Source organism: Dellaglioa sp. CoH-56-MRSF-10 (genome assembly GCF_056782175.1).
This window is the reverse complement of record NZ_JBXAYF010000003.1, coordinates 1-22,151: the sequence shown is the minus strand read 5'-3', so window position 1 is coordinate 22,151 and position 22,151 is coordinate 1. Positions and strand designations below refer to the sequence as shown.

Annotated in this window: 23 protein-coding genes, 1 tRNA gene and 1 other RNA gene; 20 read left to right on the top strand and 5 right to left on the bottom strand. The window is 33.4% G+C overall.

Annotated features, from left to right (window positions below):
- Positions 1 to 149 precede the first annotated feature (149 nt).
- The 14 genes from glmS to AC1RP4_RS03745 all read left to right on the top strand — a co-directional run bounded on the left by glmS (position 150) and on the right by AC1RP4_RS03745 (position 12,700).
- Positions 150 to 1,967 (top strand): glutamine--fructose-6-phosphate transaminase (isomerizing), encoded by a 1,818-nt coding sequence (gene glmS, locus AC1RP4_RS03810; protein ID WP_481761427.1) that lies wholly within the window; start codon positions 150 to 152, stop codon positions 1,965 to 1,967.
- 150 nt (positions 1,968 to 2,117) lie between these two features.
- The gene (locus AC1RP4_RS03805) at positions 2,118 to 2,828 is read left to right on the top strand and encodes a glucosamine-6-phosphate deaminase (protein WP_481761426.1); all 711 of its coding nucleotides are present in this window, start codon (positions 2,118 to 2,120) and stop codon (positions 2,826 to 2,828) included.
- A gap of 150 nt (positions 2,829 to 2,978) precedes the next feature.
- A complete protein-coding gene (locus tag AC1RP4_RS03800) occupies positions 2,979 to 4,043 on the top strand; it encodes an ABC transporter ATP-binding protein (protein WP_481761425.1) in 1,065 nt (354 codons plus the stop codon).
- Between the two features lie 235 nt (positions 4,044 to 4,278).
- The gene (locus AC1RP4_RS03795; protein WP_409022247.1) at positions 4,279 to 4,587 is read left to right on the top strand and encodes a hypothetical protein; all 309 of its coding nucleotides are present in this window, start codon (positions 4,279 to 4,281) and stop codon (positions 4,585 to 4,587) included.
- A gap of 77 nt (positions 4,588 to 4,664) precedes the next feature.
- Positions 4,665 to 4,736: transfer RNA gene (locus AC1RP4_RS03790), tRNA-Asn, on the top strand.
- Positions 4,737 to 4,887: 151 nt separating this feature from the next.
- A complete protein-coding gene (locus tag AC1RP4_RS03785; protein WP_409022248.1) occupies positions 4,888 to 5,040 on the top strand; it encodes a hypothetical protein in 153 nt (50 codons plus the stop codon).
- A 147-nt stretch (positions 5,041 to 5,187) separates the two neighbouring features.
- On the top strand, positions 5,188 to 5,889 hold the full coding sequence (locus AC1RP4_RS03780) for a ribonuclease H family protein (protein ID WP_481761424.1): 702 nt from the start codon (positions 5,188 to 5,190) through the stop codon (positions 5,887 to 5,889).
- 178 nt (positions 5,890 to 6,067) lie between these two features.
- Entirely contained in the window at positions 6,068 to 6,412 is a 345-nt protein-coding gene (locus tag AC1RP4_RS03775) for an ArsR/SmtB family transcription factor (RefSeq protein ID WP_409022250.1), read from the top strand.
- Between the two features lie 3 nt (positions 6,413 to 6,415).
- The gene (locus AC1RP4_RS03770) at positions 6,416 to 8,095 is read left to right on the top strand and encodes an oleate hydratase (protein ID WP_481761423.1); all 1,680 of its coding nucleotides are present in this window, start codon (positions 6,416 to 6,418) and stop codon (positions 8,093 to 8,095) included.
- Positions 8,096 to 8,184: 89 nt separating this feature from the next.
- On the top strand, positions 8,185 to 9,336 hold the full coding sequence (locus AC1RP4_RS03765; protein ID WP_481761422.1) for an aminotransferase class I/II-fold pyridoxal phosphate-dependent enzyme: 1,152 nt from the start codon (positions 8,185 to 8,187) through the stop codon (positions 9,334 to 9,336).
- Positions 9,337 to 9,392: 56 nt separating this feature from the next.
- Positions 9,393 to 9,566 (top strand): hypothetical protein, encoded by a 174-nt coding sequence (locus AC1RP4_RS03760; RefSeq protein WP_409022253.1) that lies wholly within the window; start codon positions 9,393 to 9,395, stop codon positions 9,564 to 9,566.
- 41 nt (positions 9,567 to 9,607) lie between these two features.
- Positions 9,608 to 10,090 (top strand): universal stress protein, encoded by a 483-nt coding sequence (locus AC1RP4_RS03755; protein ID WP_481761421.1) that lies wholly within the window; start codon positions 9,608 to 9,610, stop codon positions 10,088 to 10,090.
- A 141-nt stretch (positions 10,091 to 10,231) separates the two neighbouring features.
- Positions 10,232 to 11,506, top strand: a complete 1,275-nt coding sequence (locus tag AC1RP4_RS03750; protein ID WP_481761420.1) for a cation:dicarboxylate symporter family transporter — start codon at positions 10,232 to 10,234, stop codon at positions 11,504 to 11,506.
- Positions 11,507 to 11,533: 27 nt separating this feature from the next.
- On the top strand, positions 11,534 to 12,700 hold the full coding sequence (locus AC1RP4_RS03745) for an MDR family MFS transporter (protein WP_481761419.1): 1,167 nt from the start codon (positions 11,534 to 11,536) through the stop codon (positions 12,698 to 12,700).
- A gap of 36 nt (positions 12,701 to 12,736) precedes the next feature.
- On the opposite strand, the gene AC1RP4_RS03740 is transcribed toward AC1RP4_RS03745, so the two are convergent.
- From AC1RP4_RS03740 to trpX, 3 genes are read right to left on the bottom strand one after another with little or no spacing between them, the layout of a single operon-like run.
- Positions 12,737 to 13,507 carry an ABC transporter ATP-binding protein gene (locus AC1RP4_RS03740; protein WP_481761418.1) on the bottom strand — a complete coding sequence of 257 codons (771 nt, stop codon included), beginning with the start codon at positions 13,505 to 13,507 and terminating at the stop codon, positions 12,737 to 12,739.
- Entirely contained in the window at positions 13,504 to 14,397 is an 894-nt protein-coding gene (locus AC1RP4_RS03735; protein WP_481761417.1) for an ABC transporter permease, read from the bottom strand. The genes AC1RP4_RS03740 and AC1RP4_RS03735 overlap by 4 nt, the downstream gene beginning before the upstream one ends.
- On the bottom strand, positions 14,394 to 15,395 hold the full coding sequence (trpX, locus tag AC1RP4_RS03730; RefSeq protein WP_481761416.1) for a tryptophan ABC transporter substrate-binding protein: 1,002 nt from the start codon (positions 15,393 to 15,395) through the stop codon (positions 14,394 to 14,396). The genes AC1RP4_RS03735 and trpX overlap by 4 nt, the downstream gene beginning before the upstream one ends.
- 440 nt (positions 15,396 to 15,835) lie before the next feature.
- Between trpX and AC1RP4_RS03725 the strand changes: the two genes are divergently transcribed.
- From AC1RP4_RS03725 to AC1RP4_RS03710, 4 genes are all read left to right on the top strand, one after another.
- Positions 15,836 to 17,218: a L,D-transpeptidase family protein gene (locus AC1RP4_RS03725; protein WP_481761415.1), complete on the top strand. Its 1,383-nt coding sequence runs from the start codon at positions 15,836 to 15,838 to the stop codon at positions 17,216 to 17,218.
- 123 nt (positions 17,219 to 17,341) lie between these two features.
- Complete coding sequence (locus AC1RP4_RS03720) at positions 17,342 to 17,620, top strand: hypothetical protein (protein WP_409022261.1); 279 nt, start codon at positions 17,342 to 17,344, stop codon at positions 17,618 to 17,620.
- Between the two features lie 33 nt (positions 17,621 to 17,653).
- The gene (locus AC1RP4_RS03715) at positions 17,654 to 18,460 is read left to right on the top strand and encodes a Cof-type HAD-IIB family hydrolase (protein WP_481761414.1); all 807 of its coding nucleotides are present in this window, start codon (positions 17,654 to 17,656) and stop codon (positions 18,458 to 18,460) included.
- Positions 18,461 to 18,561: 101 nt separating this feature from the next.
- A complete protein-coding gene (locus tag AC1RP4_RS03710) occupies positions 18,562 to 19,368 on the top strand; it encodes a Cof-type HAD-IIB family hydrolase (RefSeq protein WP_409022263.1) in 807 nt (268 codons plus the stop codon).
- A 97-nt stretch (positions 19,369 to 19,465) separates the two neighbouring features.
- Here the strand turns inward: AC1RP4_RS03710 and AC1RP4_RS03705 are convergent, their stop codons facing one another.
- On the bottom strand, positions 19,466 to 20,095 hold the full coding sequence (locus tag AC1RP4_RS03705; protein ID WP_481761413.1) for an NAD(P)-dependent oxidoreductase: 630 nt from the start codon (positions 20,093 to 20,095) through the stop codon (positions 19,466 to 19,468).
- A 124-nt stretch (positions 20,096 to 20,219) separates the two neighbouring features.
- Between AC1RP4_RS03705 and ssrA the strand changes: the two genes are divergently transcribed.
- Positions 20,220 to 20,590: a transfer-messenger RNA gene (gene ssrA, locus AC1RP4_RS03700) on the top strand.
- 332 nt (positions 20,591 to 20,922) lie between these two features.
- On the opposite strand, the gene AC1RP4_RS03695 is transcribed toward ssrA, so the two are convergent.
- Positions 20,923 to 21,219: a bacteriocin immunity protein gene (locus tag AC1RP4_RS03695; RefSeq protein WP_481761412.1), complete on the bottom strand. Its 297-nt coding sequence runs from the start codon at positions 21,217 to 21,219 to the stop codon at positions 20,923 to 20,925.
- A gap of 249 nt (positions 21,220 to 21,468) precedes the next feature.
- On the opposite strand from AC1RP4_RS03695, the gene AC1RP4_RS03690 reads away from it, so the two are divergent.
- Positions 21,469 to 22,047 carry a TMEM175 family protein gene (locus tag AC1RP4_RS03690; protein WP_409022266.1) on the top strand — a complete coding sequence of 193 codons (579 nt, stop codon included), beginning with the start codon at positions 21,469 to 21,471 and terminating at the stop codon, positions 22,045 to 22,047.
- The last annotated feature ends 104 nt before the right edge of the window (positions 22,048 to 22,151 follow it).

Below are 22,151 nucleotides of genomic sequence, written 5' to 3'. Positions count from 1 at the left end.
AAAATATAGACCAATATATTAATTCTTGACAAAAAAATATCAGAAAGGTATATTAATAGATATTGATAAGGGTTACTTGTTTTTTAAACATCTATACCAATTTTAAAATAATAATAAAAAATACATTTAAAAAAAGGATGACATAAACTATGTGTGGAATTGTTGGCGTAACAGGAAAAACGAATACTGTTGAAATTTTAATTAATGGTTTGGAAAAATTAGAATACCGTGGTTATGATTCAGCCGGTATTTTTGTTGATAACAAAACGGGTGAAGATTACCTTGTTAAAGAGGCTGGACGTATTTCGAATTTGAAGTCGGCCATTGATGATAAGGTTCATGGAACTGCTGGAATTGGACATACGCGTTGGGCAACACATGGCGTACCAAGTAAATTTAATGCCCATCCTCATGTTTCTGAAGATGGCCGCTTTTACCTTGTACATAATGGCGTTATCACTAATTTTTCTGAGTTAAAAGAACAATATTTAAAAGACGTAAATTTTGTTAGTGAAACAGATACTGAGGTTGTTGTTCAATTAATTGGATATTTTGCAAATAAAGAAAATTTAACTGCTAAACAAGCATTCAAAAAAGTTTTATCATTACTTGAAGGTTCTTCATATGCTTTCTTGATGATGGATCGTGAAGAACCAGAAACATTGTTTGTGGCTAAGAATAAGAGTCCTTTATTAATTGGTGTTGGGGATGGCTTTAATGTTGTCTGCAGTGATGCCATGGCAATGTTGAAAGAAACACATGACTTCATTGAACTCATGGATGGTGAAATGGTTATTGTTAAACCTGACTCTATTGAAATTGAAAATAAAGCTGGTGAAGCCGTATCACGTGATTCATATCATGTTGAAATGGATGATAGCGATTCAGAAAAAGGCGCATATCCATTCTACATGCTAAAAGAAATCGATGAACAACCAGCTGTTATGCGACGTTTATTGAGTGAGTATGTTGAAAATGAAGAAACTGTTAAAATTGATGATAGTATTTTAAACGCAATGAAAGCTGCTGATCGCATCTATATTGTTGCTGCAGGGACAAGTTACCATGCCGGATTAGTTGGAAAAGAATTATTTGAAGGTTTAGCTAATGTACCAACAGAAGTACATGTTGCTTCAGAATTTGGTTATCATATGCCATTACTTTCAGAAAAACCATTCTTTATTTTCTTATCACAAAGTGGTGAAACAGCTGATAGCCGTCAGGTTCTTGTAAAAGTTAACGAAATGATGTACCCAAGTTTAACAATTACAAATTCAGCAAATTCTACACTTTCTCGTGAGGCAACATATACGTTATTATTACATGCTGGTCCTGAAATAGCAGTTGCCTCAACTAAGGCATATACAGCTCAAATTGCCGTTGAAGCACTTTTAGCAAAAGCGTTAGGAACAGTTACAAAACAAACAAAAGCTCTTAATTTTGATGTTTATCATGAATTAACAATGGTTGCAAATGCTATGCAAGCTATGGTTGATGATAAAGACTCAATTAATGACTTAGCGAAAGAATTCTTAAGTGAAACGCGTAACGCTTTCTATATTGGTCGTGGTATTGATTACGATGTTTCAATTGAAGCTGCACTTAAATTAAAAGAAGTCTCTTATGTTCAAACGGAAGGTTTTGCATCTGGTGAATTAAAACATGGAACTATTGCCTTGATTGAAGAAGGCACACCAGTTGTAGCTATTATTACTGATAAACCGACTGCAAGTCATACACGAGGCAATGTTCAAGAAGTCTTGGCTCGTGGAGCAAATACAATTATCATCTCAACAGAGACATTAGCAAACGAGGGTGATCAAATTGTATTACCAGATGTTTCTGACTTATTAACACCGTTAGTAAGTATTGTGCCTGCACAATTATTGGCTTACTATACAAGCCTAAACCGTGGCTATGATGTTGATAAACCTCGTAATTTAGCTAAGAGTGTTACTGTCGAATAAGATAGATTGAAGAAATGATATTACCTGTTTAAGGGTAGTATCATTTTTTTGTTTATTATTTGGTATAGACCTATTGCTTTTTTTAAAATGATATTGTATTATTGGACTATACCAATTAGAGGAATAAATAATTGAAAAGAGGACAATCAAATGAAATTAATTATTGTTAAAGACCAAAACGAGGGTGGCCAAAAAGGCTACGAAATTTTTAAAGCTGCTAAAGAAGCAAATGCTAAAGTCTTTGGACTTGCTACAGGAAGCACACCATTAACAACCTATGCCGCAATTACAGCCAGTGACTTAGATTTTACGGATTCAACATCAGTTAACTTAGATGAATATGTTGGTTTAGGTGAAAAAGATTCACAAAGTTACCGTTACTTTATGAATGAAAATTTATTTAGTAAAAAACCATTTAAGACATCTTACTTACCTAATGGTCTTGAAAGTGATTCAGAAAAAGAAACAAAACGTTATGACAAAATTATTGAAGATAATCCAATTGATTTACAAATTTTGGGTATTGGTAAAAATGGTCATATTGGATTCAATGAACCTGGAACAGCTGAAGATAGCTTGACACATAAAGTTCATTTAACGGAGTCAACGATCAAATCAAATGCACGTTTCTTTGATAACGAAAATGATGTTCCTGAATATGCTTATTCAATGGGTATTGGATCAATCATGAAGTCGCACAAGATTTTACTTGAAGCTTTTGGTGAAAGTAAGGCAGAAGCTATTAAGGGAATGATTGAAGGCCCTATAACAGAAGACCTACCTGCAAGTTTCTTACAAAATCATGATGATGTAGTTGTCATTGTTGATGAAGCAGCTGCAAGTTTATTAAAAAATAAATAAAATTATCATCCATATGTAGAACTAATTCATTTAAAGCGTTAAAATAAATGGATTGGTTCTATTTGTGTTTTGTGCTTGCTTGACGGCTGATAGTAAGTCTAGTAACATGATGACAATTGTAAGAAAATACGTTTTTAGGAAGTTGAAAAAATGGTCGATTATAAAATTAGAGTAAAAAATGTCACAAAAGAATATGACTTATTTAAAACAAAATCTGAACATATCAAATCATTCTTTTCTTTTAAAAGTACGACGGTACCTCATTTTTGGTCTCTTAAAGGAATCTCGATGGATGTTATGAGTGGAGAAACACTTGGTTTAATTGGCGTTAACGGCTCAGGTAAATCAACGTTATCCAATATTATTTCGGGGATTATTCCACAAACAACCGGTATTGTAGATGTTCGCGGAGAAACTTCTATTATTGCTATCGGCGCTGGATTGAGAGGCCAACTAACCGGATTAGAAAATATTCGATTAAAAGGTTTAATGCAGGGTCTAACTAACCAACAAATTGATGATATTTTAGATGAAATTATTAATTTTGCTGATTTAGGTGATTTTGTTTATCAACCCGTTAAAAGCTATTCTAGTGGGATGAAATCTCGTTTAGGCTTTGCTATTGCCGTGCATATTGATCCTGATATTTTGATTATTGATGAGGCATTGTCAGTTGGCGATGATACTTTTTATCAAAAATGTGTTGATAAAATTAACGAATTTAAAGAACAAGGAAAAACAATTATTTTTGTTAGTCATTCATTAAAACAAATTGAAATGCTATGCGATCGTGTCGCATGGATCCAATATGGTGATTTAAAACAAGTTGGTCCTACTAAAGAAGTTGTCACTAAATATAAAGCTTATATTGATTGGTTTAAAAAATTATCAAAAAAAGAAAAAACAGCGTACCAAAAGAAACAAAAAGAGGCTCAAAAAGCGTTTAGTATCGATGACTATCTTATTAACCAAGTAGACAAAGAAAGTGCTGATGAAGCAAATTTAGGCGTTTCAAAGCAAGTTATTACCGAAAAGGTAAAAAAGGATTTCTATGGCTCTGTTTTAAATGAAAAAATGTCTAAACCAAGTAAGGTGCTAACAGCTGTGATTTTAGTCGCTGTGGTATTCTTTAGTTTAGTAAATATATCAGGGCATTCAATAAGTCATATTATTGAGAACCCAACAAGTATTGTTCATCCAGATAATACGAAATAATAGGAAAGTGTTGGCGTAGATCATTCGACAGCACTTTTTTAATACAAACTATTGACAACGCTTACATTTGATGTTATCTTAAGTTTGTAAGGTATATGAATTACCTTTATCAATTCTCTTTCTCTCTTATGCTAGCCACTATTGCGATGTAGTGGCTTTTTTTGTGCTTGTTGTACTTATTGTCAAATGTGTTTATACTTAATTAAGAGAATAGATGTAGAAAGTTGGGTTCAATATGAAAAGTCATGAAGTTTTATCATTAATTGAAGAAATTACTAGAAAAGATGGTTCTAAATATTTTGAATTATCGAACATGGTACAAAATGGGAGAGCAGAACTTGCAGTTCAAAGAGATTTATTGAAAGAAGTCCGTATTCTACAGTTAAATATTCCCAGATCATCACACGTTATTAATTATGAAAAATATATTAATCAAAATTTTGAAATGCCACTAGAAGCATTTACTGAATATCAAGAGTGGCATAAAACAGAAGAAGCTCAAAATGATTTGAATGCGATATTAAAAGACAATCATATTGAGTAAATATTACCAAAAATATCTTTACAAAATAGGTTAACCTATGGTATAAAATAGTATAGACAGAAATGAATTATAAAGATTGCTCAGTAGTTCAGCGGTAGAACGCTTGACTGTTAATCAAGATGTCGTAGGTTCGATCCCTACCTGAGCAGTATTCATAGAGGATGATCGACTTACTGCCGGTTATCTTTTTTTATTTATGAACTTAATTTTTTGAGTCCATTATAAGAAATTAATGATTAACTTGAATTATTTCTGAATACAGTTTAAAATTAAGAGATTGTAAGAAAGGGGGATTGCGAAATGTCATCAAACAACCATACAGGTGTCGGTAACGATCGTCGTCCAGTTAATACTCCAAACAAAAAGAACCGTCGTCGTAAACAACAAGAACTTGCTACTTTCTTAAAAGAAAGCAAAGCTAACGACGCAGCAGTTGCAGCAAAAAAAGCATAATTTAGTTAAATAAATGATGGCCACCGTTGATTAGAACGGTGGTTTTTTTGCATACTTTAGAATGAGTATTTTTTATTTAAATATATTTTTAGTGCCTTTTAGCTTACAATAAAAGAATCAATAAACTGACTAATGGAGTGATTTAAATTGGCTAAGAATTTTTATGCAGTATATAAAGGACGTAAAACGGGTATTTTCACAAAATGGCCTGATGTGGCAAAGTTGGTTAATGGATACGATGGGGCACGATACAAAGGATTTGAAACGCGAGATGAAGCCCAAAATTGGATGGATGATGGGGCACCTAGACCAACAGCGACAGGTAGTAAAAAAAGTGCGACAGCAGTTCATCAATCCGTAACTTTAACTTCAGATTCAATTCAAGTCTGGACTGATGGTGGTTCGAGAAATCATGGTAATAAATTAGGCGGTCACGTCCTAGCAGAAGATACTGCGGCATGGGCTTTTTATATTAAAACACCGGGTGAGACCTTTTCTGGTACAGATGGTGAAAAAGGTAAAACTAATAATCATATGGAAATTATGGCATTTCTTCAAGCTATGAAAAAATTAATTGATTTAGGATTACGAGAAGAACACGTCGTATTTATATTAGATTCGAAGTATGTCTTGAATGCAATTCAAAAAAATTGGTTAGTAGGTTGGCAACGTCGAAATTGGAAAAAAGCGGATGGTCAAACAGTACTTAATGTCGAACTTTGGCAACAAGTTGCTGAATTAATACCAGCTTTCACTAATGTTGATTTTGAATGGACAAAGGGTCATGCAGATAATGAAGGTAATAATAAAGTTGATGAATTATTAAATGAAACAATGGATAAAATGTAAGATAGGTGAAGTGGATTTCTACTAATGTAGAGAGCCACTTTTTTTATTTAAATGAATTCAAATTAAGATGAATAAAAAAGATTAGGCAGTAAATTAAAACGTTTACTGAAAGCGGTTGCTAAAATTCTAACGTGGTGTTATTATATTCATGAAGATAGATATAGGGGGATGATTGACAATGGAAGCTGAAGAATTAGAACCAGGGCAATCCGAAGCGCTACAGGAATTTATTTCCAATCTAGATATTTTGAACGCTTTGGCAGATGAAAAAAGACAACGATTAATTATTTTGCTAGGTTCTAAGTCACGGCAAGAGTTAACGGTTTCTGAGCTGGTTGACCGCATGGCGTTATCACAACCGGCAGTTTCACATCATTTGAAAGTTTTAAAAAATGTGGGACTTATTGATTATAAACAAACAGGATTAAAACGTTTTTACTTTTTAACACCTGAAAAAACATTAAACCGTTTGGAACATTTAATTAAAATGATTCGTGAAGGCGAAAAATCGAAGGAGGAATAGATTATGACTCAAAAAGCATATATGATTGGTACAGGTGTTGGTAACTTAGCAGCAGGTATCTATTTAATTCGTGATGGTGGCTGGCATGGTGACCAAATTACGATGTTTGGTTTAGAAAAACATGGTGCTAATGATGGCGCTGCAGTTAAAGATTATGTGACTGAATATGGTAACCAAGGTTTGAGTAATCAAAAAGGATTCCTAGCTAAAGGTGGTCGTATGTTGAATGAAGAAACATATGAAAACTTATGGGATGTTCTTCGAGAAGTGCCATCATTGGATAATCCTGGAAAGACAGTTACAGATGAAATTTTAGATTTTGATCATGCACATCCAACGCATGATATTGCACGCTTAATTGATAAAATGGATGGTATTAGAAATAAAGGCGGTAAGAATGATTATCGTCATATGCAATTTAATACACGAGATCGCGTTTTACTAACAAAATTAATGACGATGCCTGAATCAAAGGAATCAGAGATTAATGATATCAGTATTGAAAAATGGTTTGAAAATAGTCCACACATGTTTACAACTAATTTCTGGTATATGTGGCAAACAACTTTTGCCTTCAAAAAGGAAAGTTCAGCAATGGAATTACGTCGTTATATGAACCGAATGATTCTTGAATTCAGTCGTATTAACACATTGGAAGGTGTTACAAGAACACCATATAACCAATATGAAAGTATTATTTTACCAATGCGTAAATATCTTACAGACCGTGGTGTAACCTTTGTGGATAACCGTAAGATAACTGAATTTAAATTTAAAGATACAGCTTTACGTGACGATATTGTTGTCACTGGTCTTGAATATGAAGAAGTCGATAATGATAATAAAGTCGGCGAAATCATTATTAATGATGGCGATTTAGTATTTGATACGAATGGTTCAATTACAGATAGTTCATCAATGGGCGATATTGATACACCGATTGTGGAAAATATGGACTATGCACCTAGTGCTAAATTATGGAAACAAGCTACTGAACATTTCTATAACTTAGGTAAACCAGATAAATTCTTTAATGATCGTCAACAAAGTGAATGGATGAGTTTTACAGTCACAACTGATAATCATTTAGCAGTAAATGAAATTGCACGGATTACACAACAAGAACCTGGTAATGCATTGAATACCTGGGTTGATAGTAATAATTTATTATCAATCGTGGTTCATCATCAACCTCATTTCCATGCTCAAAAAGAAAATGAGACTGTATTCTGGGGTTACTGTTTATATCCTCGTCGCAAGGGTGATTTTGTTCAAAAACCATTTATCGAGATGACTGGTCGCGAAATGTTAGAAGAATTATTAGGCCATTTGGCTCAAACAGATACAGCTACGAATAATATTAGCCAACGTACAGATGAAATTATGGATAGTGTTGTTAATGTTATACCTGTTTATATGCCATATGCGAGTGCCTTATTTAACCGTCGCGCAATTGGTGATCGTCCTGACGTTGTACCTGAACATTCAAAGAATTTGGCCTTTATTAGTCAATTTGCAGAAATGCCATTTGATATGGTCTTTACAGAACAGTATTCGTTCCGTTGTGCACAAATTGCTGTGTATAAGTTCTTAGGAATTTCAGATACGCAATTAACACCATTACATCATTATGAAAAAATGCCAAAAGTTTTGGCAAAAGCAACGAAAACAATGTTTAGATAAGTTGAAATAACGATTTATAAGAATTTTTATAAATCGTTATTTTTTTGATGTATAATTAAGATTCATTCTAATTCGGAGAAGGTGTCTTAATGATCAAAATAAATACAGTAGCTGATCAGATACAATTATCAGGTATTCGTCGATTTGATGAATGGGTCTCCAAAATAGACGGTATCGATAAGTTAACGTTAGGTGAACCTAATTTCATCACACCTCAACATATTATGGACGCTACAAAAACAGCGCTTGATAACGGACAAACACATTATGAAGCCTCAGCTGGTAATCCAGAATTACGACAGGCAACTGCTGATTATTATAATGAAAAGTTTGAATTGGCTTATGACGCAAAGAATGTTTTAGTGACCGTTGGGGCAACTGAGGCAATTGCTACAGCATTAAAGACGGTAACAACACCAGGAGATTACATTTTAGTACCAGTTCCTTGTTATCCAGCTTACTTGCCATTAATGCAGTTACAAGGCGTTAAACCTATTTTTATGGATACACGTACGACGAACTTTAGGGTAACGGCAGAGCTTATTGAAAAGACATTGCAGGAAAATAAGAATAAAGCTATCGTTGGATTTATATTTAATTATCCAACTAACCCTACCGGTGTTTCTTATGGTAAAATTGAGTTATCTTCTATTAAAGATGTTTTGAAAAAACATGACATTTGGGTGATGAGCGATGAAATTTACTGCGAGTTAACCTATGAACAACCGCATATTTCCATGGCTAATTTGTATCCTGAAGGGACAATTTTAATAATGGGATTGTCTAAATCACATGCAATGACCGGTTGGCGGATTGGGTTTGTATTAGCTGAAGAACGATTAATTAATGCTATGAAAAAGGTCCACCAATATCACGTAACGACCGCGGCAACTTTATCACAAGTAGCTGCACTTGAAGCTGTTAAAAATGGGAAGCAAGATAGTGTACCAATGAGAGATGCTTATCATATTCGTCGTGATAGATTGGTAACAGCCTTAGAAAAATTAGGTTATAATTTAATTAAACCAGATGGCGCCTTTTATTTATTCGTTGAAATACCTAAAAAACTAAAATTAACGTCAGTTGAATTTTGTCAGCAACTTGCTCTGAAAGAAAAGGTAGCTGTTGTTCCAGGTAGTGCATTCACAGAATTTGGTGAGGGCTACTTTAGAATAAGTTTTGCTGCAAGTGATGAACAGTTAGCAAAACTCATCATCGCCTTGGAAAATAGTAAGCATTAAATTCAATTTATTAATCTAATTATGGTACGTTTGTATGAGTAAAAGGAGTGATTAAAATGGATGGAAATGTTGACTGGACAATTGCTGAGCTTAAAAAAATTGAAACAGAAGAAAACCAATTATTGATTGAAGCTACAATTGCGCTATTAAAAGATCAGTCAGTTGAAATTGAGAGCTTGCATGGCTCAATGGAAGGGCAGCTTTGGAGCCCAAGTAACTGGCGTAAGTAAAATCATCAATAATGGCAACAAAACAAGTGAGGAGTGACGATATGAATAATAGATTAGAAAAGTTGGACTTTGACATAACACCGGTAACTTTTAAACGCGTTTTAGTTGCCATAGATGAGGATGATTCTGAATCATCAATTTTAGCTTTTAATTATGCGGTAGCGTTAGCTAAGTTACAACAAATTCCTTTAGGGATTGTTTCAATATTAGAGACAGGTGATATGAATATTTTTGATTCTATGTCACCAGTTGTTATCAAAGAAAATAAAAAATTACTTGAAGAAAGTATCGAACGCTATGTAGATAAGGCGCATGATTTTGGCGTTAAAAATGTACAAGCAATTGTTTCTGCTGGTAGACCAGGTTCTGAAATTGTTGAGAAGGTTATTCCAGATTTTAAACCGGATATTCTAATTTGCGGTTCAAAAACGAATACGCCAAGTAATTCAAAGAAATTATTTATTGGCTCTCAAGCTAGTTATATGGCTCAAAATGCACAATGTTCCGTTAGTGTCATCAGATAATATTTTAAAAATATGAATGTTAAAAGAGCGAAAAACTCATTTTACAGTTTTTTGCTCTTTTTTAATAAAAAAATAACATAATTGTTCGTATATATGATAAGATTAACCATAGTAAATTAAAATATAGTGAGGATGGTTAAATTGAAATATTATAAAGCGTACCGAATTAGTCTTGGGTGGCAAATTTTAATTGGATTAATTTTAGGAATTATTATTGGTGCTATTGGGTATCAAAATAAACTCATTATTAACTCACTTCAACCGCTGGGAACCATCTTTATTAATATGATCAAAATGATTGTCTTACCGATTGTTGTTTCATGTCTAGTGGTCGGAATCGCCAATATGGGAGATATCCACAAATTAGGTAGAATCGGTGGAAAAACATTAATTTACTTTGAAATTATGACAACAATTGCGATTGCATTAGGATTAATTGTTGGTAACTTAACTAAACCCGGACAATTTATAGATATTACAGCTTTAAATAAAGTCGATATTAGTCAATATGTTACAACTGAAAACTCAACCTCTACTGGGTTGAGTACGATTTTAATGCATATTGTGCCAACTAATATTTTTGAGGCACTTGTTAAAGGTGATATGCTGCCTATTATCTTCTTTTCCGTTTTATTTGGACTCGGGACAGCAACGCTAGGTGAGAAGGGAAAACCGATTATTGATTTCTTCTCAGCTGTATCTGAAGTTATGTTCAAAGTGACAAACTGGGTAATGAAATTGGCACCTATCGGTGTTTTTGCATTAATTGGTGTCACAATAGCACAATTAGGCGTTTCTGCTTTAAAACCATTAGGGTTCTTTATTATTGTGACCTATATAACGATGATATTTTTTGTTATTGTAGTAATGGGTCTTGTTGCTAAATTATTTAAAATTAATTTAATCGTCTTGTTAAAGGTAATCAAGGATGAAATGATTCTTGCTTTTTCAACGGCTAGTTCTGAAGCAGCACTGCCTAAAATTATGGAAAAAATGGAAAATTTTGGTGTTAAAAAGGGAATTGTTTCTTTTGTTGTTCCAACAGGATATACATTTAATCTAGATGGATCAGCAATTTATCAGTCAATAGCTGCTCTGTTTTTGGCACAGGCATACCATATTAATTTATCAATTGGACAACAAGTTACATTATTGATTGTGTTAATGATTACGTCTAAAGGGATGGCTGGAGTACCTGGTGCATCATTTGTCGTCCTATTAGCGACAATCTCAACTATTGGTGTTCCTGCTTCGGGGTTGGCTTTTATCGCTGGAGTTGATAGAATCATAGATATGGGTCGTACAACCGTCAATGTTGTTGGTAATTCATTAGCAGCTGTTATTATCGCACAATCAGAAAATGAATTTGATCGTGAAAAGAATCAAAAGTATTTAGAAAAATTGAACATTAAGTAACCTTAAAAAGGGGGCTTTCGGAAAAAAATGACGAAAGAAATTAAATTAAAATGGTTGTTAATAGGTTCAGTGATTAGTAGCGCAGGTTCAAGTTTCGTCTGGCCGTTAACAACAATTTACATGCATAACTATTTAGGTAAAAGTTTAACATTTTCTGGAATTGTACTATTAATAAACTCAGTTGCGACTATTATTGGTAATTATGCTGGTGGTTATTTATTTGATAAATGGCGGCCTTATTATGCGACATTGGTAGGAATCGTAATTGCATGGTTGGCCGTATTAGGCTTAGTTTTCATGCATGGCTGGCCAGCATACCCAATTTTGCTAGTTATTTTGGGTCTTGGTAACGGGATTGTGGCAACAATTTTAAATTCATTTGCGGCCACAATTAGAAGAAAAGATAGTCGATATGTTTTTAATCTCTTTTATTTAGCTTTAAATTTAGGGATTGTTATTGGGACATTATTAGTTGGATACGTGATTGAAGTTAGTGTCACAATGGTCTTTGTATCAGCATTAATTTTATATTCAATATTTTTGATTACTGCTATTTTAGCGTATAGAGTTGATCCAATACGAAAAAAAGTGAAACCAACAAAATCAGAACAATCAGCTGGTGTTAATCCCAAAGTTTGGATTATCGGCGCAATGTGGTTAACATTCCTGGTTATTTGGTTGAGTTACGAGCAATGGCAAAGTAATTTATCAATTTATATGGATAAGTTAGATATTCCATTGAGTCAATATAGTTTATTATGGACGATTAATGCAGGACTCATTGTTTTTGGACAACCACTAGTGACGCTTGTAACGAGAACAATTGCTAAGTCATTATTTAGACAAATTATTATGGGTGTTGGCTTATTTGCGTTATCATTTACAACACTTATTTTTGCGAAAGACTTTTCTCATTTTGTCTTTTCAATGGTCTTGTTGACGTTAGGTGAAATGGTCGCATTCCCAGCCATTCCGGCATGGATTAATGAACTGGCCGAGCCAGGTCAAGAAGGTAAGGCACAAGGAACGATTAATATTGCCGCATCTATTGGTAAAGCGTTAGGACCATTAGTTGGTGGAATCGTAATTGAACGATTGTCATACAACGGTTTGTTCGTTGGTTCGACATTATTAATCTTACTTGCCTTGGCAGTTGTTGTTATTGCAACTAAGAAAGCGAATATAAAATCGTAAAAAAATACCACAACTTTTATAAGGTTGTGGTATTTTTTATTCTAAATCATTAAAATAGGCTAATAAATCAGTCGTAGATAGGTTGGCACGTTTTTCACCTGATAAATCAGATTGAATCTGACCATCATTTAAGACAATTGTTCGATTACCATATGATAATGCGTCCTCTAAGTGATGCGTAATCATTAGACAAGATAATTGTTCTTGTTCAACAATTTCGGCGGTTAATTTTAATAATTCTTGGCTTGTTTTGGGGTCGAGGGCGGCCGTATGTTCATCTAGTAGCAGTAAGTCAGGTTGAATCAAAGTTGCCATTAAAAAACTTAATGTTTGACGTTGACCACCAGACAAGTTTCCAGCAGGTGTATTTAAATGTTCTGATAAACCATTTGGCATCTTTGCGGTTAATTCACGAAATTGCGTCATTTTTTGTTTTAAATGACGAGGTTTAAACCGACGGCGACTGCCTCGATTTAAGGCTAATAATAGATTTTCAGCGACTGTCATTCTAGGTGCTGTGCCCATTTTAGGATCTTGAAAAACACGACTAATATAATTTGTCCGTTTAATATCATTTTCATTCGTAATATTTTTATTGCGTAACATAATTTTGCCACTCGTTGGTTTAATATTACCAGCAATTGTATTGAAAAGGGTCGATTTACCAGCGCCATTAGTACCAATTACAGTTATAAAATCGCCTTTATTGATGGTGAGGTTTAAATTTTTTAAGATTTGTTGCTCCTCAGAAGTACCGGTATTAACGGTAGTGACGATATTGGAAAGTGAAAAAATGGGTTCAGTCATTTTGAATGGCCTCCTTCAAACAAAGTATTTAGTCTTAGCGCTTTTCGGAGAGTTGGTAACATTAAACAGAATGCTAAAATAATAGCAGAAATTAATTTTAAATCGTTTGCGTTAAAGCCTAATGTTAATACAATTAAAATAACAAATCGGTAGAAAATACTACCAATGACAACGGCAACCAAACGTGCTGTTAATGATAAGTTACCAAAAACAACTTCACCGATAATAATTGCAGCAAGCCCAATGACAATCGTTCCGATACCCATACTGATATCAGCATAGCCATTATTTTGCGCGATTAGCCCACCGGCAAGTCCGATGAAGCCATTTGAAACCATTAGTCCTAAAATCTTCATACGATCGGTTTGGATACCAAGTGAGCGGGCCATTTTTTCATTATCACCGGTTGCGATGAACGCTTGGCCTAATTCGGTATTTAAAAAGAAAGCGAGTAAGCCAATACTAATGATAACCAGAATGAGCCCTAATACAACGGAATCAAAAGATGCAGGAAGATTAGTTAGAAAGTGAGCAGAAAAAATTGTATTTTGTCCAAGTAAACTGATATTTGCTTTTGTTAAAATTCGTAGGTTAATTGAATATAAACTTGTCATGACAAGGATTCCAGCTAATAAAATCGGAATTTTACCTTTTGTATAAAGTAACCCGGTGGCTAGACCAGCTAGTGTCCCTGCTAGAAATGCAAAGAATGTGGCCAGAAGCGGGTTAACTCCGTGGATTAGACAAATCACAGTTACGCTGGCGCCCATTGGAAAAGTACCTTCGACAGTCATATCAGGAAAGTCTAAAATTCTAAATGAAAGATAAAGACCAAGACCTAAAACCCCCCATAGGAGTCCTTGTCCGATAGCAGATACAATAATTGTCATTTGATTAACTCTCCTTTATTTTTGGCTTGATCAATTAATGCTTGTGGAATTGTAATATTTAAGGCCTTTGCTGTTTTCAAATTAATAACAAGATCACCTTTTTTTACAAAATTAATTGGTGTTGTTGCAGGGACACTTTTTCCAGAAAGAACGGCAGCAGCCATTTTACCAGTGGCTACACCTAAATCATATTGGTTAATACTAATAGTTGCCAAGCCGCCATTTTTGACCATTGTATCTACTGCAGGGAAAATTGGAATTTTAGCTTGTGTCGCATTTTTAACGAGAGTCTGCATACTTGATGCTACTGTGTTATCCGTGGGGACATAAACGGCATCAACAGATGCTACGAGCGATTGTGACACTTGGTCAACATCATTTGTAGAGGTAATTGTTGCCGATTTAACTTCTAAGCCTGATTTGATTGCTGCAGATTTAAATTGTTGATACTGTTTTGTAGCTGAATCGTCACTTGATGTGTAAAGGACACCCACGGTTTTCATATTAGGTATTAGTTCCTTCATTAAAGCTAACTGTGCTTTAATAGGTGCTTGATCAGAAACACCGGTGATATTATTACCTGGTTTCTGATTGTTGCTAACTAAACCAGAACCTTTTGGATCAGTAACGGCACCTAAAATAATTGGTGTTTTTTTAGTTACATTAGCTAAAGATTGTGCAGAGGGTGTTGCGATACCAATCATGAGATTAACATTTTCATTATTAAACTTGTCACTCATTGATTTTAAATTACTTTGATCAGCTTCAGCATTTTGGAAATCAATATTCACAGACTTACCAGGTACGTAACCTTCTTTTTCTAATCCAGCAATAATTCCTTTATGAATCGCATCCAGTGCAGGATGTGTTGTTAATTGAAGAATACCAATTGTTGGTACTCCTTTAGCGTTTGAAAATGTTGTTGGTTGAAGTGTTGAGAAAAAAGCAATCACTAAGAATAAAAATAACGCAATAATGGTTCCAATTAATCGTTTCATTTTATAAGTACCCCTTTAATTTTTAATAAAAAAAGACAGTCCTCAGATTCGAGGGCCGTCTTGAAAGACAAAACCCCCGCATGAATATACTGATATCCATACAGGGGTTTTGATTTATAGAAACCAAACCGATATACAGATACAATCTGAATAGACAGATTATATCTGTAAAAAACAGACTACAATCTGAATAACCGGCTTTGCCAACGATTATTAAGTTTTACTTGTGAATAAGTCATAGGCTTGATTTCCTCTCTGAGTTAGTTGATAAATGTAGTATAGATAAATCTGATATTATTGTCAAATATTATTTAAAAGATTTTAAAAGTTATAAAGAGTATAATTTAGAAAACAACAAAATTGATTCGACATTCATAGTGCGGTATGATATTTTTATTGGGAATAGCGCACTATGAATTCATAATATGAGGTGAAAAACTATGAAAAAATCGTTAAAGATTGGTATTAGTATCGGAAGTATTTTAGTTTTGGGAATTCTTGGTGGAGCAAGTTTCAATCAAAGTATGCATTTTAATAAAGGCATCACAATTAATGATACAGATGTCAGTGGATTAAGTGTTGATAAAGTTATTAGTAAGTTAAAAAATGAAACGTCAAAAAATGTTATTTATGTAGGTAAAACAAAAATAGTCGATGCAAAAGATACAACAACTGGTTTTACTGATGAAGATAAGCCAGCGATTAAAGCATTGTTGAAGAAGCAACGTACCATTCTTCCTTCAAATGTTAAGAAAAATTATGCGATTGTTCCACAAAAGTTGAATACAACAGTTAAGGATCAATTAAAAGCACAATTAAAAACCCAACTAACAAAGTTAAATAAAACAAGAACAGTGGCTGTTGATGCAAGTCCCATTTTAAAAAATGGAAAAGTATCAGTAACACCTGGGAAAAAAGGGAATCAATATAATGTTAAGCAAATTTTAGCTGCCTATGATAAGGCTGGCTATAGTAGCATTACGAAGTTGAAGGATACTGAACTCCAACCTTTATCTGCTGACAGTAAAACAGTTAAAGCTGATACTGAAAAATTGGATACACTAGCTGCTAGACAGACTGTTTATACCGTTCAATCAACGAAGTATACGTTGAAGGGTGCAGATATTCTTAAGCAAGCAACTGTTGAAGATGGTAAATATGTTGTTGATACGAGTGGTATTTCTGCAAAAGTAGATGAAATTAATAAGAAACAAGCAACATTGAATAAAAAGTATAATTTTAAAACGGCTACAGGAAGTACTGTTCCAGTTAGTGGACAATCATATGGTTGGGCCCTTGGAATGAATGACTCAGTGACACATGTTTTGACAGCGTTAGAAGATGGTACTGCAGCTATTGACGCAACCAATGATAAATATGGTGTTGGCTATAATACTTATGGAACTGGTTACACAACGACTGCAAATGATGGACTTGGAGATACGTATGCTGAAGTGTCAATTGCGCAGCAGAAAGTTTGGATCCATAAAAATGGCAAGGTTGTTTTAACAACTGATGTTGCAACTGGTAAACATAGTACTGGTGAAGATACAACTAAGGGTGTTTGGTATATTATGTACAAACAAACGCCATCAATACTTAAAGGTAGTGAAGTTGGTAAAGCTAATTATTCTGTCAAAGTTAGTTACTGGGCTCAATTCACAAATAGTGGAATTGGTTTCCATGACGCTAGTTGGAGAACAAATTGGTCTAAAACAGCTTATCTTAAAGATGGTTCTGGTGGTTGTGTTAATACAAAACCAGCCGCAATGGCAACTTTATTTGCGAACGTTTCACAAAACGAACCTGTTGTTGTTTATTAATTTAAGGCTTAATCAGTTCTTAAACTGGTTAAGCTTTTTTTAATGATTTATTATTAATAACTTCATAGATAAGTCATAAAGCCAAGGTAGTATGAACCTATACCAGAAAGGAAGTTTAACAAAATGAAAATAGATAAAAACAAAGATAATAAATTAATAAGTGATAATATCGTTTCTGCACAAGTCATTGCGTTGAACAATCATATTATTACTGTAAAAACTGAAAATTCAGAAATTATAAAAATTAAACAACCAAATAGTACAAAAAATGACAAGATATTTCTAGAGACAATGAAAGATATTTTACGGTCGGGATTGTGGATTCCTGTGAATCGAGTCATGCAAATTATAATGCGTTATGACTGGTTTGATACGCCATTTGAAGAATATAGTTATGTATAGAAATCATGTATAATAACGTTAGAGGTGGCAGGGATGACGATTAAATTAATTGCAGTAGATTTAGATGGTACATTTTTAAGGGATGATAAATCATACGATAAAGAAAGATTTTCGCATCAATTTGAAAGGATGCAACAACAGGGAATACATTTTGTGGTAGCAAGTGGGAATCCAACCTTAGCCATTGAACAATATTTTAAAGAAATTAAAGATAAAATTGGTTACGTTGCTGAAAATGGAGCAGTCATTCAAGATGCAAAAGAGTTATTGAAAGAATACATTTTTGAAAATAGTCTCTATCAAGAAACGATTCAGTATTTGAAGGAAACATTCACTGAAATAGGACTATTAGCGGTTAATAATCAAGGAGGTTTCTATGATAAACGGGAATCTGATACATTTATTCAAGATGTAAATGATTATTATCCGAAAGTAACCGGAGTCGATAATTTGGTATCACTTAATCAAGGAATTTCTATGCTGACGGGTCATTTTCCCGTGTCGTTATATGAAAGAATATCATTACAATTAAATACTGAAATGAATAATAAACTTCAAGCAAAAGCGTCTGGATTTGGTTATATTGATATTAATTTAGTGAACGCGACAAAGAAAAACGGCATAAATTTACTACAAAATCGTTGGCAAATCTTGGATGAAGAAGTTGCGACATTTGGGGATAATGATAATGATCAAGAAATGTTGGCGTTCACGCCGAATAGTTTTTCTATGGCTAGCGGATCAAAGTTAGCTAAAAAAACAGCAAAACACATCATTGGGTTGAATCAAAATGATAGTGTTTTGGATAGCATTGATGATATTTTAAATCATAAATTGTAAAGAAACGTTCTTTTCCAAGGGGCGTTTCTTTTTAGTTCTTTGTATCCGTTTACTTATGCAGTATAATAGAGTTATTAAAGCATAATCGGAGGAATGTAATTTTGACAGTCAAGATAATTGCAGTGGATTTAGATGGTACATTTTTAAGAGATAATAAAACGTTTGATGAAGTTAGATTTAGTCACCAATTAGTTGAACTAAAAAATAAAGGGATTCATTTCGTGGTAGCAAGTGGAAATCAAGTTATGAAAATTAAAGATATTTTTAAACGTATCTCTGGTGAAATAGGTTACGTTTCAGATAACGGTGCGGTTATTTATGATGGCAACACCCATATCAGATCATTTAATATTGATCCAGCCGTATTTGAAAAAACAGTTTTATATATCCAAAAGGTATCGCCAAATTATGGAATCTTAGCATCAACAGATGAGAGTGGGTATATTGATGCAAGTGAGTCTGATAACTTTGTAGAAATGGCTAATACGTACTATCCAGACATTATTAAGGTCCCTAATTTAAGTAAGGTTGAAAAAACTATTTCTAAAGTTACGATTAATGGCCCCATTGACGAATATAAAACATTTGCGGTTAAATTAAAAGAAAATGTTGATGAATCATTAGTTGCAAAAGTTTCTGGTTTTGGATTTATTGATATCAATGTTAAAGAGGCAACAAAACAAAATGGGTTAAATGCTTTGCAAGAATTATGGGATGTAAAAGATGATGAAGTAGTAACCGTTGGAGATAATGATAATGATGCTGAGATGTTGGCATACACACCATTAAGTTTTGCAATGGAAAAGTCTTCAAATATGGCAGCTAAAATGGCAAATCATCGTATCGGTTCAAATCAAGATGATAGCGTCTTAGATTTAATTGATGACGTTTTAGCAGGTAAATATTAAAATATAATTTAGATAATGACGTAAAAATAAGTGATGATTATCACTTATTTTTTTACAAAAAAAACCACTTTCTTGTGAAAGTGGCAGATAATTAAATTTATTTAGAAACAACGCTAAAACGTTCTTGATGATGTGAATTAGATTCAATTTCATCAACCAATGCGATAGAGAAGTCGGCATAGCTAATTTCACTATTACCTTGTGAATTCATTGTTAAAACGTCACCGGCAATTTGATAGTGGCCTGTTTTTTCGCCACTAGGATTGAAAAATGCAGCTGGTGAAATATAGACCCAATCTACATTTGAAACGGTACGGAGTGTGACTAAAGCATCACGCATATTTTTGGCTGTTGCTTTAGCACCTTCAGGGAAGTCAGGTGTATCACCAAGTAACAGTGTTTTTTCAGAATCAACGAAAAGACTACTTGCGCCACCAACAATAACGAGCTTAACCTTAGTATCAGCTAAGATATCCGTTAAATGTTTTAATGATGTTTGATGAAGATTTTCTTGACCAAATGGAGCGTTAAAAGCATCTACAATAACATCAAATAATTCTAAATCAGCAGTTGTTAACTTGAAAAGATCTTTTTCTATAAAAGGAACATCTTCTGTTAATTTGCTTTTATTTCTAATAATAGCAGTAACATCTAAATGACGAGAAACTGCCTCTTTTAATGTAGATTGTCCTTGTTTACCAGTTGCACCAATAATTCCAATTTTCATTTTATAACTCCCTTTCTAAGTAACTGTCTTCACAATAGTTGAATGACATTTTTTTGTCAAAGAATAAGTCGTCAGGTTACATCTTTATTTTAACTGATAAATATGGTATGTTTATAGTTGTTATGGGGATGTTCAGGATTCGACAGGTATAGGTTGAGCTTGGATTGCGTTTCGAAGTTTGCGTCTTCGTTAAAACGCTCAGTTAAATTATAACTGCAAAAAATAATAGTAATACTTACGCTTTAGCTGCTTAATAGCGCTCTAACGTAGATCCTCCTAGTATCGTCCATGTGCTAGATCTGGGTCCTAAATTAAGTGGACTTACGTTAACTTCTTCCACCTGGAGAAGTTAAAAGAGACTAATCAGGTTAGTCAGACGTGTTAGCCCTGTTATACGGCGCTACGGTTGGCGAATTTTAAATAGTATAACTATGAACGTAGATGTTTGAGTGGCAATATGCTTGGACGCGGGTTCGACTCCCGCCATCTCCATTTTACAGTTTGAATAAGGTTGAAAAGCCTTATAAAATATCACTTTTGCATTTTAAAAGTTTGAATAAGATTGAATGAGTTTGAATGCAAATTAAGGTGTTTTTAAGGTGATTTTTGACAATCCTATTCAACATAACAGATGAAAAGATGACTTGATTCGACGAGTTATCTTTTTTATTTTGCCATAAAATTAGAGGTCTATTATGAAAAAATAAATTAATTTGTTAGAAATTACGGACACAAAAAATGACCATTTACAAAGGATTATTTTTGTAAGTAGTCGTTTTTTACGAACTTTATATTAAAATAAAGGTATAAACCAAGAAAGAATATAGTTAGTAACCATATCTAATATTGGAGATAGAGGTTAACTCTTTTAATTTTTTAGATTGATTGTCAGATAAAGGTTGTTCATCATTCCTGATGGCTTTAGAAAGATCTAAGTTCATGCGACTTAAAATGAATGGAACAGAAGAACGTTTTTGTTTTAGTTCTTCGAGATAAGCTTGTAACGTAATTTTAAGTGTATTATTACCATTATTTGTACTTAAATCAGTTAATAAATCGGTAATAATTTGTTCGGCCTGTTTTCCACGATCATCTCCGCCGGAAAACCATTTTAATTTATTCATAGACTAGAACTCCTTAATTTATTTGTATTAACTAATAATATATTAAAATATATAAATTAAAGAGAAATAGTTAACATAATAAATGATAAATATGGTCCCAGTTGATCATTAAAATATAAATTAACCTACCAGTTTATGCCTGCCATATTTGTTGGAAGTATATTTTATCTTTAAAAAGTGGAATTATTTTTAGTTGATTTAATGACTAATCTTTGTAATACTAAATTTATAAAAATTTAGGGGGTTCGTATGTCAAAAGGTAGAGTTGAAGCGTTCACAGATGCTGTAGTTGCTATTATTATGACAATCATGGTTTTAGAGTTAAAAGCACCAGAGGGAGACACATTTTCAGATTTAATACCGCTTCAAAGTACTTTTTTAGCTTACGTATTAAGTTTCTTTTTAATTGGTGTCACCTGGAATAATCATCATCACATGTTTCAATTGGCGGATAAAATCAATGGGCGGGTGTTGATTGTTAATACTGGATTTATGTTTGTAATGTCATTCATGCCATTTGCAACAAGCTGGGTTGGTGAACATTATAATAAATTTGCGCCTGCCTTTTTATATGGCCTTGTCTTTCTATTATTTAATATTATGTATGTAGTATTAACTAATGAATTACTTCGAGCAAATGGGCCTGAATCAAATTTAGCAAAAGCAATTAAAAATGACAATAAAACATGGGTGTCGTTATCTTTTTCACTTATTGGATTGATGTCAGTATTTATTAAACCAGAGTTGGTGTTAATTTTTTGTCTGATTGTACCATCAATTTGGTTTATACCTAATCGATTAATTGAAAATTTCTATAAAGACAAATGAAAAAAAGTTCCAACAAGAAATTTCTTGTGTAATAATCCCTTTATGGTTGTCAGATGAAATAATATAATTTCATCCGATAATCATGGAGGGATTTTTGTATGTCC